Source organism: Microcystis sp. M179S2 (assembly GCF_020245805.1).
GTDB classification, from domain to species: domain Bacteria; phylum Cyanobacteriota; class Cyanobacteriia; order Cyanobacteriales; family Microcystaceae; genus Microcystis; species Microcystis aeruginosa.
This window is the reverse complement of record NZ_JADBUE010000035.1, coordinates 1-14,906: the sequence shown is the minus strand read 5'-3', so window position 1 is coordinate 14,906 and position 14,906 is coordinate 1. Positions and strand designations below refer to the sequence as shown.

General features: G+C 41.8%; 13 protein-coding genes and 2 pseudogenes. 6 read left to right on the top strand and 9 right to left on the bottom strand.

Going from position 1 to position 14,906, the window contains the following annotated elements:
• Positions 1-118 precede the first annotated feature (118 nt).
• A pseudogene (locus tag IM500_RS02185) lies at positions 119-328 on the top strand (tetratricopeptide repeat protein); the annotation flags it as partial.
• Between the two features lies 1 nt (position 329).
• On the opposite strand, the pseudogene IM500_RS02180 reads toward IM500_RS02185, so the two are convergent.
• From IM500_RS02180 to bchL, 4 genes and pseudogenes are all read right to left on the bottom strand, one after another.
• A pseudogene (locus IM500_RS02180) lies at positions 330-533 on the bottom strand (hypothetical protein); the annotation flags it as partial.
• A gap of 333 nt (positions 534-866) precedes the next feature.
• Positions 867-1,670, bottom strand: a complete 804-nt coding sequence (locus IM500_RS02175; RefSeq protein WP_287737538.1) for a nucleoside phosphorylase — start codon at positions 1,668-1,670, stop codon at positions 867-869.
• A 77-nt stretch (positions 1,671-1,747) separates the two neighbouring features.
• A complete protein-coding gene (locus tag IM500_RS02170) occupies positions 1,748-3,148 on the bottom strand; it encodes a ferredoxin:protochlorophyllide reductase (ATP-dependent) subunit N (protein WP_002740797.1) in 1,401 nt (466 codons plus the stop codon).
• Between the two features lie 391 nt (positions 3,149-3,539).
• Positions 3,540-4,409 carry a ferredoxin:protochlorophyllide reductase (ATP-dependent) iron-sulfur ATP-binding protein gene (gene bchL / locus IM500_RS02165; RefSeq protein WP_190721890.1) on the bottom strand — a complete coding sequence of 290 codons (870 nt, stop codon included), beginning with the start codon at positions 4,407-4,409 and terminating at the stop codon, positions 3,540-3,542.
• A gap of 460 nt (positions 4,410-4,869) precedes the next feature.
• On the opposite strand from bchL, the gene IM500_RS02160 reads away from it, so the two are divergent.
• Positions 4,870-5,715: a hypothetical protein gene (locus tag IM500_RS02160; RefSeq protein ID WP_190721889.1), complete on the top strand. Its 846-nt coding sequence runs from the start codon at positions 4,870-4,872 to the stop codon at positions 5,713-5,715.
• A 4-nt stretch (positions 5,716-5,719) separates the two neighbouring features.
• Positions 5,720-5,899, top strand: coding sequence for a hypothetical protein (locus tag IM500_RS02155; RefSeq protein ID WP_002800951.1), 180 nt, complete (start codon positions 5,720-5,722; stop codon positions 5,897-5,899).
• A 181-nt stretch (positions 5,900-6,080) separates the two neighbouring features.
• On the opposite strand, the gene IM500_RS02150 is transcribed toward IM500_RS02155, so the two are convergent.
• From IM500_RS02150 to IM500_RS02140, 3 genes are all read right to left on the bottom strand, one after another.
• Positions 6,081-7,289, bottom strand: a complete 1,209-nt coding sequence (locus tag IM500_RS02150) for a 4-hydroxy-3-methylbut-2-enyl diphosphate reductase (RefSeq protein ID WP_190721887.1) — start codon at positions 7,287-7,289, stop codon at positions 6,081-6,083.
• 94 nt (positions 7,290-7,383) lie between these two features.
• Positions 7,384-7,857 carry a CRR6 family NdhI maturation factor gene (locus IM500_RS02145; protein WP_190721886.1) on the bottom strand — a complete coding sequence of 158 codons (474 nt, stop codon included), beginning with the start codon at positions 7,855-7,857 and terminating at the stop codon, positions 7,384-7,386.
• Between the two features lie 231 nt (positions 7,858-8,088).
• Entirely contained in the window at positions 8,089-9,912 is a 1,824-nt protein-coding gene (locus IM500_RS02140; RefSeq protein ID WP_287737537.1) for an ABC transporter ATP-binding protein, read from the bottom strand.
• A gap of 114 nt (positions 9,913-10,026) precedes the next feature.
• Here IM500_RS02140 and IM500_RS02135 point away from each other — a divergent pair, with 114 nt between their 5' ends.
• Positions 10,027-10,206 carry a hypothetical protein gene (locus tag IM500_RS02135; protein WP_185240486.1) on the top strand — a complete coding sequence of 60 codons (180 nt, stop codon included), beginning with the start codon at positions 10,027-10,029 and terminating at the stop codon, positions 10,204-10,206.
• 103 nt (positions 10,207-10,309) lie between these two features.
• Here IM500_RS02135 and IM500_RS02130 read toward each other — a convergent pair whose 3' ends face one another.
• The gene (locus tag IM500_RS02130) at positions 10,310-11,725 is read right to left on the bottom strand and encodes a pentapeptide repeat-containing protein (RefSeq protein WP_287737536.1); all 1,416 of its coding nucleotides are present in this window, start codon (positions 11,723-11,725) and stop codon (positions 10,310-10,312) included.
• Between the two features lie 52 nt (positions 11,726-11,777).
• Entirely contained in the window at positions 11,778-11,927 is a 150-nt protein-coding gene (locus IM500_RS02125; protein ID WP_287737535.1) for a hypothetical protein, read from the bottom strand.
• A gap of 124 nt (positions 11,928-12,051) precedes the next feature.
• On the opposite strand from IM500_RS02125, the gene IM500_RS02120 reads away from it, so the two are divergent.
• Positions 12,052-12,822, top strand: coding sequence for a lasso peptide biosynthesis B2 protein (locus IM500_RS02120; RefSeq protein ID WP_287737534.1), 771 nt, complete (start codon positions 12,052-12,054; stop codon positions 12,820-12,822).
• 10 nt (positions 12,823-12,832) lie between these two features.
• The gene (locus IM500_RS02115; protein ID WP_190719204.1) at positions 12,833-14,635 is read left to right on the top strand and encodes an asparagine synthase-related protein; all 1,803 of its coding nucleotides are present in this window, start codon (positions 12,833-12,835) and stop codon (positions 14,633-14,635) included.
• Positions 14,636-14,906: the final 271 nt, after the last annotated feature.

The following is a 14,906-nucleotide window of genomic DNA, read 5'->3' as shown; positions in this document are numbered from 1 at the left end:
TTCTTGTTTTAATTCTCCATGTACGCAGTCTTTAAAAGCCTCTATTTCGTTCCAAGACACGATTAAGAGTGGCTTTTAGGCTAAGTATAATTACTTATCGCGTAAGTGAGATGCTCCCGCTTATAGTTCTCGCATCCGAGGGGAAAGGGAAGATAATCTAAAGTTAGCTATATCCGCCTATAACCAGTCATTAGAAGTATATACCCCTGCCACCTTTCCTTATGAGTGGGCAACGACACAAAATAATCTGGGGAATGCTTATAGATCTCGCATCCGAGGGGAAAGGGAAGATAATCTAGACTTAGCTATATCCGCCTATAACCAGTCATAAGAACAATAACAAACCAACGAAAATCAGCATTATCTTCTACCCCTTCAATCCCGTTACGAGTGGCAATAGACTCAGCAGCATCTGCTAAATCTCCCTCCCATTCCTCAATAACATCAAGTGCAATTAAAGCGTTCTCATTGTCCGCAAATTCAATACGGTACTGAGCAATTTTTTCCGGTGTTAACTGCGTTGCGTCTGACATAATACCATCCTTAAAGCTAAAACCAATTTTTTCCCATTATCTCACTTTATAATCGTCTCGTCGCTAACGGTTTTGACTTTACCGATGGCAAGTTAATCCCATCAAGATTAGCTTAGAAGACTAAGAATAAGCAAATTTTTGGGGGTGAGAATTTACTTTTGTCAAAAATTATTACATATTCGCAACAAAATACACTTTTTTGAGCAAACTAATATACCATACTTAGACAAGGCGATCAATTATTTTGTCCCAAGAATTACGCGCTAAACTTATCTCCTGTTATCCCGAAAGTCAGGAAAAAGAGGAAGTCTTAATGAAGATGATTTCTGAACATTAATCAATTGAGGATAGGGAGAGGTTGCTAACGGTCAATATTGCCACCTGAATCGCTTTTTCGATAGCCTGTTGTTTGCTTTCTAAACTAATCCCTTCCTCTTTACTTCTTTGGGCAATCACAGCACAAATACAAGCGGCAGTAAATCCATAAACCCCCGCCATTTTAAATAAAGTTCCCGCTTCCATTTCATAATTGAGAATATTTAAACGTCGATATTCTTCCGTAATTCCCTCTAAGTGACGCTGAAGATAAGGGTTAGCGGAAGACAGGATTCTTTCCTGTCCTTCATAAAAACTATCCACAGAAGCGGTAATACCTAAATGATAATTTACTCCCAAAAATTGAGCCGATTTGACTAGAGCAACTGTCAAAAAAGGATCCGCCACTGCGGGATATTCCGGAGGAGCAATATCATTAGCTGCACCTTGCCTACATAAAGCCGCTTGCGAGATAATAATATCACCAATTTTTATTCTATTTTGAATTGCGCCACAAGTACCGATACGAATAATAGTTTTAATTCCCACCTGTATTAATTCATTAACCACAATACTCAAAGATGGCGCACCCATGCCACTGGTAGCCAGAAGAATTGGGGTAGAATTATCTAGATAGCCAAGATAACTATTTAATCCGCGATAATCCGATAGTAAACGTGCATTTTGTAAATAAGTTTCAGCAATATAGCGCGAGCGTTCTGGTTCCCCCGATAATAGGGTGATAGTCGGTTTTGCCGTGCCTAAATCCTCACTGCTAAAGTTGAGATGATGGGGTTTTTGGTGAGATAAGTTATTGGACATTGAAGTGAACTAAATACAGAAAAAAGGTAAGGAATTGATTTTCCTTACCTGATGATTGTAGCCTTTTGAAAACAAATTTACACTTTTGCCGACTCTTTAACTAACTTGTCCCAACCCAATTCCTTGAGGTTATTGTTGCGACGCAGGGGACGAGTAGCTAATTCTAAAATATCTCGCGCATTGGTAAAACCATGAATTTGAGCAAAAGTAAATTCTACCGACCATTTAGTGTTAATTCCCCGCGCTTCTAAGGGATTTGCATGGGCCATTCCTGTAATCACTAAATCGGGTTTTAACTCGTAAATGCGCTGAATCTGATTGTAGTTATCAGGTTTTTCGATAATTTTCGGGATGGGAACACCCATATCATTACAGGTTTTTTCTAGTAATGCTAATTCGGCCGCTTGGTAGCGTTTATCCATGTAGGGAATACCGATTTCATCACAAGTCATCCCGCAACGAATTAGGAAACGTGCCAGAGAAATTTCTAGTAAATTATCCCCCATAAAGAAGACCGATTTACCGCGCACAAGTTGCAGATAATCCTCTAAACTTTCCCAAATTTTTGCCTCTCTTTCTTCTAATCCCTGCGGTTGTACTCCCAAAACCGAACAGATTTTTTCTATCCAAGCGCGGGTTCCATCCGGACCGATGGGAAAGGGTGCGCCAATTAATTTACACTTACGACGACGCATTAAAGTGGTGGCAGTTCGTGATAGAAAAGGATTGACACCAGCGACATAATAACCTTCTTCAATTACCGGTAATTCGGTAAAGCGTTTAGCTGGCAACCAACCATCAATTTTAACTCCTTGTTTTTTCAATTCTAGGGTTAAATTAGTCACAATTGGGTCGGGAACGGAACCAAATAAAACTAAAGGAGGATGGTCTTTATATTCCGATTCTTCCTGTTTAATTTCTTCTTTTTTACGTCCAAAAGTTAAGAGTTTCTGGATGGCATTCCGTTCTTCTTTTTCATCTTCGTGCTTAACTTTTTCGGGACATTTATGCACCATAGAAGCGAGGACGGTATCTTCCCCTTGGGTAAAGGCATAATCTAAACCATTAGCGCGCGCTGTCACGATAGGAATACCGATTTCTGACTCTAGTTTCGGTGCTAATCCTTCTAAGTCCATTTTGATAATTTCGGTGGTACAAGTACCAATAAAAACGATAACGCTAGGGTTTCTATCTCGTTTAATTTGTAAGCAGAGGCGTTTTAGTTCTTCGTAGTCTTTTAGTTGAGCGGAAATATCCCCTTCTTCTAATTCAGCCATAGCATAACGTGGTTCGGCGAAAATCATCACCCCCATAGCATTTTGCAGGAAGTAACCACAGGTTTTTGTGCCGATAACAAGGAAGAAACTATCTTCGATTTTTTGGTATAACCAAGCAACACAGCTAATCGGACAAAAGGTGTGATAGTTGCCGGTTTCACAATCAAATTGTAAAGCGCTCGGTTCTTGAGTGGCGGTCATGTTTTTGGGTTCTCCTTTAACTTGGTTTATTTAGGTTTTCTCGTTTTATCTGTTCTCTAATCTTTTGTAGTTTACTATCTTCTGATGGATTAAAAATTTCTAGTTTCTTCTTCTGACGGATCAAAATTCAATCCTCAGACTTCTACCAGTTTGTCCCCATCGGAATTAAGCTGACAAAAGAAATACATACATACATACTGATAACTTAAGTTCTAAAGCTGCATCGAGTTGGGTGGTGGGCCCGTGGGTAGGGTGGGTTAGGCGACGATAAGTTAGGCTATTAACTAATAAGTTAATTATTCGCCGTAACCCACCCAGAAAAAGAGTTTATTGGTGGTTATTGGTGGGTTTTGGTGGGTTACGCTGTCCCTAACCCACCCGACAAAATAATCTAAACCATCATCAGGTCTAATTCTTCCTCGGCGTTAACTTTGGGTTTATCGGCATTAAGATAGAAATCCGATAATAAAGTGAATAATTCCCGGTCGGCAGATTCTTTGGGAATAACTCCTTCTGGTTTGGCTAAAATCTGATCGGCAATGTTGAGATAATAGTCACAAACATAACTTAACATCGGCTCCTTGTCGGCCATTTCAAAGAGAGTTTGACCTTTAACTCTGGAGACGCGAATATCTTCAATTAAGGGTAAAACTTCTAACACTGGCATGGGAACATGATCTACATATTTATTAATTAAATCGCGTTTTGAGGTGCGATTACCAATTAATCCGGCTAGTCGCAGGGGATGGGTGCGCGCTTTTTCCCGGACGGAAGCGGCGATGCGATTGGCGGCAAAAAGAGCGTCAAAGCCGTTATCTGTGACAATTATGCAGTAATCGGCGTAATTTAAGGGTGCGGCAAATCCTCCACAGACCACATCCCCCAAAACATCGAACAAAATCACGTCAAATTCATCAAAAGCGTTCAATTCTTTTAATAATTTCACCGTTTCCCCGACGACGTAACCGCCACAACCGGCACCGGCCGGGGGTCCCCCTGCTTCCACGCATTTGACACCACCGTAACCGTCATAGATAACGTCTTCAGGCCAGATGTCTTCGTAGTGAAAATCTTTTTCTTGCAGGGTATCGATGATTGTGGGAATCAGAAAGCCTGTCAGGGTGAAAGTGCTATCATGCTTGGGGTCACAGCCTATTTGTAGGACTTTTTTGCCTCTTTTGGCTAAAGCAGCCGAAATATTACAGCTTGTTGTCGATTTACCGATGCCACCTTTTCCGTAGACTGCGAGTGTTAAAGGCATGGAAGTTCTCCTAAATGTGCGCTTGAATGGTGAGTTTGTTTATCAGTGCTTTGATCCCAATTATTGACCATCTCCCCACCCCTTGGAAAGAGGCTCAATTTTTATCTGCTATAGCTAGAGTGAGAATAAAAGCTTAAAAATTAGATTAACAATTTTTTAGAGCCTATAAAGTTTCTGAAATCGACAAAAACTTATAAAAACAGTTTTATTTATATATTTAATTTAAATACAAACAATAAACAAAAAACCGCCAAAGCTTTACAAAAACTCGATAAACAGGGTTTTACCGTGCCAAACCCAGACAAAAAAGGTCAAGATAGAGGCAGTCTAGAGACTGATGTCAGATTTTCGTGAATAATCATTACAATTTTCCCCGTCAGCAGATTAAATAAATCGATCCTGAGAAGGATGCTGAAAAAAGCTGTAGTACAATTAGAACAAAGTACCTGTAGGGTTTCCTATGCGAGTTAAGCAAAAAACGCTGACTACACTCTTATTAGAGAATAAGGCTCCTAAATATCGTCCTTTTCTGGGGTTTTTTCTGGCTGGGTTTCCTTTGCTGTTTTTAGCCTATGTGGTTTCTTTCCAGCGCGCTTATCTCAACTGCATGAGGTTAGGCACAAAAAGAATAGATTGTCAATATGTCCAAGAGTATAATTTTCCTATTTCTAGTCGGGAAAATTTTTCTTTAACTCACATTAAAGCTACGGCTGTCTATCAAGAAGTTTTTATCAGTGTTGAGCAGAAAAAAACTGTTAATAACACGGTTTTATTGGTCGGGAGAAATAACTATCTCTACATCGAAAATTTTCGGGATGTGCAGTCAGCTAGTGATTTTAAAACTCGATTTGAGAGTTTTGTGAATAGATATCAAGCTCAGGAAATTATTGCCAAAAGTCCCCTAGATACCTTGTCAGCACTGCTAGAACACCACCATAATTATCCCTATTATCTCTGGGGTATGTTATGCTTATTGTCAGGTCTGTTATTACTTTATGATGTCAGCTATTGGGAGAGTTATGTCTTTAATCAGGGTACCGCTACCCTAACCCGTAGGCGACAACATTTAACTTTTAGAAGTGAAAGTGATTATCTTCTAGAGAGAATTGTTGAGGCAAAAGTAGAAGAGTACAAAGGCTTTTTGGGGTCTAATTACCGACGGATTATTTTAACCTTATCCAACGGGGAAAAAATTATCCTCAATTGCCGGTTACTGGAATCTATCAGTAACGGAAAAAGGGAAGAAAAAATCCTGGCAATGATTGCCGAAAAGTTAAACTTAAGTCAAGAGGAACTGTTAATCTAAGTAAATGCGCTCTAGTTATTTAAAGTCTCTTTTTTTCGGTTTCCTATTAGTGACTGTGTTAGTTTATATATTGCGCGGCATGGGAATATTATCTTTTTTACCCGGAGGATTAATTTTGTTATTAATTCTCTCTTCCGTGGTGACGGGAATTATCTACGGAATCGATAAAACCCGCCGTTTTTAGGAAAATATTGGCTCTTCCTTCCAGACAGAAACGAGAAGAGCCGAACGGTTCTACTGATAATGGTAAACCCAAACGTCAGTTTGTCAGCAATCCCACGGATAAAAATAACTGATGGTGAGCAATAGATATTTCTCCAAAATTGAGATGCAGCCATTGCTAAAGGCTAACACACCTAGGCTAATTAACCGGGGACTAAAGAAGATTTGAACGCAAAAATTTTCTCGATCACCTCTTCTACCACCTTATCGGGAGTGGAAGCACCAGAAGTCACTCCGACGACAATTTTTCCCTCATTTAACCAGTTATCGGTGATCATTAAATCGCCACCTAAAGGTTTATGTTCGATGCGATTACCGGGGAGAATGCGCTCGGCACTATCGATATGATAGGAGGGAATGGCACGCTCGATCGCTATTTCCTGTAGGTGAGTGGTATTAGAGGAATTATAACCACCAATTACCACCATTAAAGAAAGCGGTTCTTTCACCAGTTCAAACATGGCATCTTGACGCTCTTGAGTGGCATCACAGATGGTATTAAAACTCATGAAATGATCTTTAAAATCGATCGGTCCGTACTTTCTCAACATAGTATGCTCGAAGAGTTTGCCAATTTCCTCCGTTTCACTTTTCAGCATTGTGGTTTGATTGGCAATACCGATATAATCTAGATCGCGATCGGGATCGAAATCCTGGGAATGGGCATTTTTAAACTTTTCTAAGAACTCATTTTTATCGCCACCGTGGAGAATATAATTAGCGACATCATTAGCTTGAGCCAAATTTAAAACGATCAGATAAGTGCCGGCAAAAGAGCTAGTGGCGATCGTTTCTTCGTGATTATATTTCCCGTGAATAATCGAAGTGTGGTCGCTTTTTTTGTGCTTTTCCACGGAATTCCACACCTTAGAAACCCAGGGACAAGTGGTGTCCACAATCATGCAACCCTTATCGTTAAGTATTTGCATTTCCGAGACACTGGCCCCAAAAGCGGGTAAAATCACCACATCCCCCGATTCCACCACAGTAAAGTCTTTTTGGCCATTTTCCACCGGAATAAAACCCACGGCCATGGAGCGCAGACGCTGATTAACCGAGGGATTGTGAATAATTTCGTTAGTAATCCAGATACGTTCTTGGGGAAAATGTTGACGAGTTTCGTAGGCCATAGCAACAGCGCGTTCTACCCCCCAACAAAAACCAAAAGCTTGAGCGAGATAGATCGTCACGTCACCCCGTTGTAAACGATAATTATTTTCACGAATTTCTTGGATCAGGTCGCTTTGATACTCATTGGTCATCGCATCCATTACTTCCTCTTTGTGACCGAATCCCTTGCGGTTATAGTTATCCGATTGCTGTAGGGTACGTTTAAAGGATTTTGTATCCATGATTCTCTGATAGGGGTATTGGTGGCGCTAAATTGGGTGAGACAGTAGCTTGTCATATATTAAAAATACCTTATCTAGTCAGCCCAGGAGGCTTTTAGAGACGAGAGAGAAATTCCTCGTCGATATCGTAACCAAACTGTTGAGCGAAAAATTTTAAGCGAGATGAAGCAGGAATTTGCTGACTTTTCAGCCAATCAGACAAAATAAAGAGTTTTTGCATCACAAAAATCTCCAAAGCTTCGGGGTTATATTGAATTCCTTCCCCGCGATGGAATTGATGCGGGACCAACATAGCAGCATAGCGGGCGATTTCTCCCTGTTTTGGGTCAAGAATAAAGATTAACCAGGGATAAACCGCATCTAAACGCAAAAACCACAGCCTGACTTCCGGTATCTCCGATAATTCCCGCATATCACCCTCAGCACGAGGATAATCTATCTCTAATTGTAGAGCTTGTTCCAGTTTGGTGATCGCTGATCGGGACTGATAATCTTGAATAATAGTCTCTAAGGATGAGAGATCGAGATTTTGAATCTGATTGGGGTTAAGAGGAATTTTGACAGTCATAGGGGCAAATAAAAGGTTATATCGGGCAAAATTACGGTTTTTTATCCCTAGATCACAATGATCTATCTCAGAAAGTACCCTCGATCGGGACAAAAAAACTAAGTATGACTATTCTCTCACTCCAGAGCGAGAGAGGGAAACCAGACAAAAATCCTCATCATTGGATTTCTCCCACAATTTAACCTCCCCTGCACACCGGGGTTTTTTAGTCGGCAAAATCGGCAACTCAGGTTATTGATAACTATTAGCTTGACGAGTAAACATAAGGTGATATTGTCCTCGTTTGCTCATCAGTTCTGCGTGGGTTCCTACTTCGCTAATTTTACCGTTTTCGAGAACAACAATGCGATCTGCCAGTTTACAAAGAGCTAATCGATGACTAATTACTATGGTCATTTTATCGGTGGCTAAAGTGCGAAACATTTGATAGATTTCGTATTCTGCATTAGCATCAAGGGAGGCAGTCGGTTCGTCAAAAATGAGTAATTCTGCCGTTGGTAATCGTAATAAAGCCCTAGCGATCGCTATTCTTTGCCATTGTCCCCCCGATAATTCTATTCCTCCTTCTAATTCTCTACCTAGGGGTGTTTCTAATCCTTGAAAATTTTCCTCAATAAGGTCGATCATCTTCACTCTTTTTAAGGCTGCTTGTATCGCTGGATAGTTTCTTAATAAGGGTGAGTAACCAAAGCCAATATTCTCGCAAATTGTAGCGGGAAATCGGGCATAATCTTGCATAACTACGGCGATTTTGGCGCGTAATTCATTTAAATCAAATGCCCGTAAATCTTTTCCATTCCAGAGAATTTGCCCGGCTGAGGGATCGTAAAATCGACAGAGAAGATTGATTAAAGTCGTCTTTCCCGCCCCATTTTCCCCGACTAAAGCGATAATTTCCCTAGGTTGAATCGTCAGGTTAAGATCATCGAGGATTAATTCTTCACTGTCGGGATAGGAGAAGGATAAATTTTGCATCTCGATCCCCGTTAAGTTTTCTTGTTCTTGCCAAGAAGGAGTTAATTGCTGCAGATTGGATTTTAAATCTAATAACTGAAAAATGGGAGTTGTCCCTAAAACCACGTCGTAAAAGTCCGAACCATTATTAATCAGCAAAAATAAACTCTGACGTACTTGCAAAATTAAACCGGCGTAGAGTGCTAGGTCTCCTAATGTATATTTTTTTTGCAAAGTTCCCAAAACAATATAAAGATATGGTAGGGCAGTACCAACACCGCTCAAAATTGACCAGAAGACAATCACACTGGTTCCTCTTTGACGCACTTTTGCCATCGATTTTAGTAATTTACTTAAAAGTTCTTGCCAGCGAGATAATAAAAGTGTTTGTAAAGAAAATAGTCGAATTTCTTTGGCGTATAATTCACCGGTCAAAACGTTTTTATATAAATCCATCTGACGAGCGATACCCGCCTGGGTTTCTTCAGTGCGCCAGCTTTGTTTGCGATATTTTAAATCAAAATAAACGGAAGGAGCGGCAGAAGTAAATAAAATTAGAGGAATCCACCGAGCGATCGAAGTAGATAGTAAAACGGCAGGAACAAAGATAAAAAAACCGTTGAGAGTGGTAATCAGGATAAAGGATAATTCTTCTAAACGATTGATCCCTTTTTCCGTTAACTTAATTAAGTTCAATAAATTGGGATTATCAAAGAGAGTAAGATCGGGAAAATTAGCGACTTTATCAATTACTTTACCCCCGACAAATCCTCGCACTCGATCGCGCAAAGAAGCAAAGAGTAAACTGGTGATCGTGGTCAGGGCATCGGTCAACAAGCTAAGGAAAATTAATCCGCTCACACTGGCGACTAACATCGGGTTGTGCCAGAGAAGATCACCCGGAACTTCGAGATGAGATTTAGTTAAGAGGAGGGAGACTTGATCGATAATTACCTTATTCAGAAATAAAACAATTGCCGGGGTAGTTCCGCTAATTAAAGTCAGTAAAGTCAGGATTCGTAACTCAGATGGTGCGGCTTCGATTACCATACTGATACTACGTCCCAGCGAGCGATAGAGACTGTAGGATAAGGGTTGCATTTAAAACAAACAACGGTTAAGTCTTCTCTGACGAATGATACACATTATTACAGTCCCCGGCACTCGCACCGGGGATAAAGGTACAATAGAACTGTAGAGATCTGGAGGGTTGCTATGTCCACACACAACTTAGATGACAAAAAACTGTCCCTCGATCGAGAAGGCGAAACACCACAAAAACTCGCCTATCGTTCGCCAAAAATCTACCACCTCGGCTCTTTAGAACGGGTGCAAGCTTATCCACGAGGTGGTGATGTTGATGGACCCAATCCAGCCTTTTTCATGAGGCAGTAGTTGACAGAAATTCTAATTCCCTTAGGGTATAACCTTAAGGGAATTAGAGCGAGGGGGATATACCCTAGATCGTTGGCTTCTTTGTTTTGTTTACTCTTTCTCGCTAATTGGCTCCCGGCGGGCAGTCTCTGTCATTTTGGATTTGATCCGGTCCTATAGTTTTACATAATTTAGCCCCTTTTAGTTCGACTCCTTTCGCTCCCGTGAGATCGGCTCCCGTGAGATCGGCTCCCATGAGATCGGCTCGATCGAGATCGGCTCCCTTGAGATCGGCTCCCTTGAGATCGGCTTCCCTGAGATCGGCTCCCTTGAGATTGGCTCCCTTGAGATCGGCTCCCTTGAGATTGGTTCCAGGCCCGATCCTGAGCGCACCGGATTTTTGAGGATCATATCCATCAGGCCATTTAGTTCCGTCACTGTAGATGGCTCCCGTGAGATCGACTTCCCTGAGATCGACTTCCCTGAGATCGGCTCCCATGAGATTGGCTCCCTTGAGTTTGGCTCCAGGCCCGATCCTGAGCGCACCAGATTTTTGATAATCATATCTATCAGGCCATTTAGTTTCGTCATTGTAGATAGCCCCTGTGAGATCGGCCTCCGTGAGATCGGCCTCCGTGAGATCGGCTTGCCTGAGATTGGCTTGCCTGAGATCGGCTTGCCTGAGATCGGCTTGGTTGAGATCGGCTTGGTTGAGATCGGCTTGGTTGAGATGGGCCTTTCTGAGATCGGCACTATATAAAGTAGCCTCCCTTAGATCCGCATCATTCAAGCTGGCCCCTCGCAAGTTGGTTTGTGTCAACACAGCTTTGGGAAGAATGGCTCCATCCAGATTTACTTCCCGTAAATCTAACCCACATCCCAGTAAAGGTGACTTTAACAGACAATCTTTTCCGACTGGACGAAGATCCAATCCTGTCAATAGGGGACTAAAAGCTCCATTTGTTTCTTCTCCTTTTTCATTTTTAAACCCCAATCGTGAATTTCTCAAGAAATTAATTAACAGCTGCCGTCTTTCTATATTATGGTTAAGCCATGTCGGCCCATTATCGATGAACCCCATTATCCCCCCAAGACCATCATCTTCACTCAGAGAGCGTATCGTCTGTTCGGTGTTTGCTCGGATAAGAGAGTCTATGCTTGACTTTATTTCCTTTAACTTTATTTCCTCTGACATTATTTCCGACCCTTCCTTTTTGTCCGCTTCAGCAGACTTCTTAGTCGCATTGGGATCGGGATTGCCGTCCTTCAGCACTTGGGATCTCAAGTCAAGAGTATCCCTGATTAATAGCTGTTCTGTAGATGCTAGATACTTGTCTAATAAACTGGAGTAATAAGACTGTTTTTGAACGTATTGTCCCACAAAAAAAATTACCAGTGAAACGCCTAACCCACCAATAATCTTCACCAAGACATCAAGGCGACGATAGTTCCTCTCATCTCCCAGTTCTTTCCATAAAAATTTGAACCAATTGTCTTTATGATTGTGGGAATGTTGTATTTCATCTTTTGTATTGTTCATTTTTCTCACCTCTCGATCTTTTCTAATCCTGGTTTGTTAGACACCAGAACAGTCAATAATCTTGATTGACTCGATTATCACTCTCAGCACCAAAATTCACACTATTAAAGATAAATCGCCTATAATCATCTAAGGACAAAACAAACTTAGCAATAACCCCCACCACACCATCCAATTGTTTCTCGAAACAAGTGAAATTCATTAGTTTGACAAAGCTGTTCTTATCTATAATAATAGTCAAAACAACTCATCGAATCTCTCCAGTTCTTTAAAAAGATACTGTTCTTCACTAATTTTAATTTTTCTTCAACAAGAGTGAGAGTAAAATGTTAACCACGCTAACCCAGATCGGTCAATCTTACCAACTCCATCGAGATGTCTATCTATTTAAGCATGAGAACGTCATCAATATTCTTGACTTTCGCCGGGGACAATTTTATGGATTAGATGAGATCGCCTCGAGAATGGTCGATCTAATCCTCGAAAAAAGTTATCAGGAAACTATCACCGAGATTAGCCAACTCTACGAGGTTCCAGAAGCAAAAATCTGCGGGGATTTAAGCGAATTGTTAAATTCGTTAATCGAGAAAAAAATCTTAGTTACATCTCCTCCCCCGAACAAATTCACTGAGGGGAATCTTTGGCCAACTATCTTGATCGCAATTTTTAAAAAACTCGGTTTGATCGGACGAAAACTACTCAATCCTCAACCCGATCCTAATGCCTACACCGTCGAAATCTTATTAACTCTCAGTTGGATTAGCTTGCGAGTTTTGGGATGGAGTCGCACCATCGCTATTTGGCAAAAATGGCACAAGTCTCACCGGAAAGATATCGACAAAGAAACTATCGAAAATCTCGATCGCCTGCTGCGAGAAACTGCATCGGGAAAACTATTTTTACCGATGGTTTGTAAAGAACGCGCCCTCGTTGCCTATCATCTGCTGCGTACTTTTTATGGTTGTCCCGCTACCTTGATGGTTGGTATTAATAATTATCCTTTCCAAATTCACGCTTGGGTAGAATGCCAGCAATTAACCCTAACAGATGAACTAGCCCATTGTGAACAGTTTACTCCCGTAATTAGCTATTCTTAGTCCAAAAAAAATGAGCAGATCATTTGAAATTAGTTTATCCCCAGCCAGTACCCCAGAGCTTAATATCTCTAATTTAACCAGTAATCTGATTACCTATGCCAGAGATGAGCTAACTAAAAACCTAGTTATCTTCATCGGTAAAATCTATTACCAAGATGAATTAAAAACCATTTACCCAGAAGCTTTTAGAGAAAAAACTAATCCTGAAGCCTCGATCGCCCTGGCAATTTATCAACAGAAAGGAATTGAAGGACTGCAAGATTTAGAAGGAGAATTTGCCCTCGTTATTTTTGATCGTCAAAAATCCTCTTTGATCGCCCTGCGCGACCCGATCGGCAGTTATCCCTTATACTGGACTTTTGACAAGCATACCATTAGAATTAGCGGCGATTTACAACACCTAGCCAGACAAAAAAAGGCAAAGATTAACCGAGACTTTCTCGCTTCTTTTCTCATGTTTCCCTTCGCTTTCGTGGAACTGCCCAGGGAAGAGACCGCTTTTGAGGGAATCCAGCGTCTATCCCCCGGCAGCTGCGGGGAATTTTCCCCGCCTAATTTAGTACAAAAACACTGGACTTGCAACTGGGAAGAAAAAATTGCACCGATTAGTCATCTCACCCTAGCAGCGGCAGCCCAGCAGTTTCGCCAGATTTTCCAGCGCTCGATTAGCGAACGCTGCCTGGAGGGAAAAGTGGCATCGCACCTATCGGGGGGAATGGACAGTTCTTCGATCGTCTGTTTGGCCAGGGAATCGATCGGGGAGAGAAAGCTTCTTACCCTGTCTCTGGTCTATCAAATGCCCAGTTTAGTCAAAGAAACCGACTATATTAACCTTATTCTCCAGCAAAAAGCAGCGATCGAGCCGTATTTTCTCGATGGTGATCAGCTTTTAGATTTCGATTGGTTCTCCGATCGCATTCCCCCCCACGATGAACCCTATCCCGGTTTATTTCATCTAGCCATGGAAAAAATCCTAGTCGATCGAGCGGCCGAATTGGGAGTAAACACCATTCTCAGTGGTGGTGGGGCGGAATTAGTCTTGGAAAGCAATCGCTACCATCTTGCGGATCTATTACATCAAGGACAATGGCAAGAAACCCTACAGCTTGCCCGTCGGTGGGCAAAGACCAAAAATGAAAGTCTCTGGTCAATTTTGGCGGAATTAGCGATTTTTCCCCTGTTACCTGCCTTCCTCAAACCAGGTATTGCTACTTTCTGGCGACGAGGTTACGGAACCTGGCCGAAACTGTCAGAATTTGCGATTCCACCCTGGATAAAAGCCGATTTTGCCCAAGAATACCAAGTGTATCCGAAAGCACTGGCAACTCTGGGTCACATCTACCGCTATCCCGTCGAACTATCCTTTAACCGTTTAGGACTGCAAACCGCGATCGGCAATTGGGCAAATTGGTATCTTGCTAATCCTGCCGGGATGAGGATTAGTCAACCCTTCCTCGATCCCCGGGTAATTTGCTACTGTCTGGGACTACCCAGGCAATTCCGAGAAGTACCGGGGATGGTTAAACCGCTACTCCAATCGGCCCTGCAAGGAATTCTCCCGGAAGCAATTCGCACAAGACGTTTTAAAGCGAACTTTAACGCAGTCTATTGGCAAGGATTATCTCGACGCTTAACCCAGTTAGAAACAATGGTAGAGGAATCGGCGATCGAAGACTTGGGCATCTTCGATAAAACCCGATTAATTGAAGTCCTGCGGCAACATTCCCTAGGTATTGGTGATGTCAAAAGTGGCAGTCGCATCAGCAGTTCCCTTGCTGTGATCGCTTGGTTCGATCGGCTGTCACAAACCTGAATGGTTGCCACCAACCCACTGAAGTAAGCTGTTGACTGTCTAAATTACTCGTTAAGACTGCAAGGGAGTTGGGAGCAGGGAGAGGAAGTTCGAGCATTTGTACTAAAATTTCCCCTACGCAGTTTAAATTCAGTACAGCTTAAGGACAATTCTTCTGGAGAATTTAACCTTTTTTGTGGACTTAAGTAGCTGGTTATAATTAAATTGAAGATAGATTTTAGGTTCGATCCCCCCTGCCCCCCTTGATAAGGGGGGTGCCGATAGGCGGGGG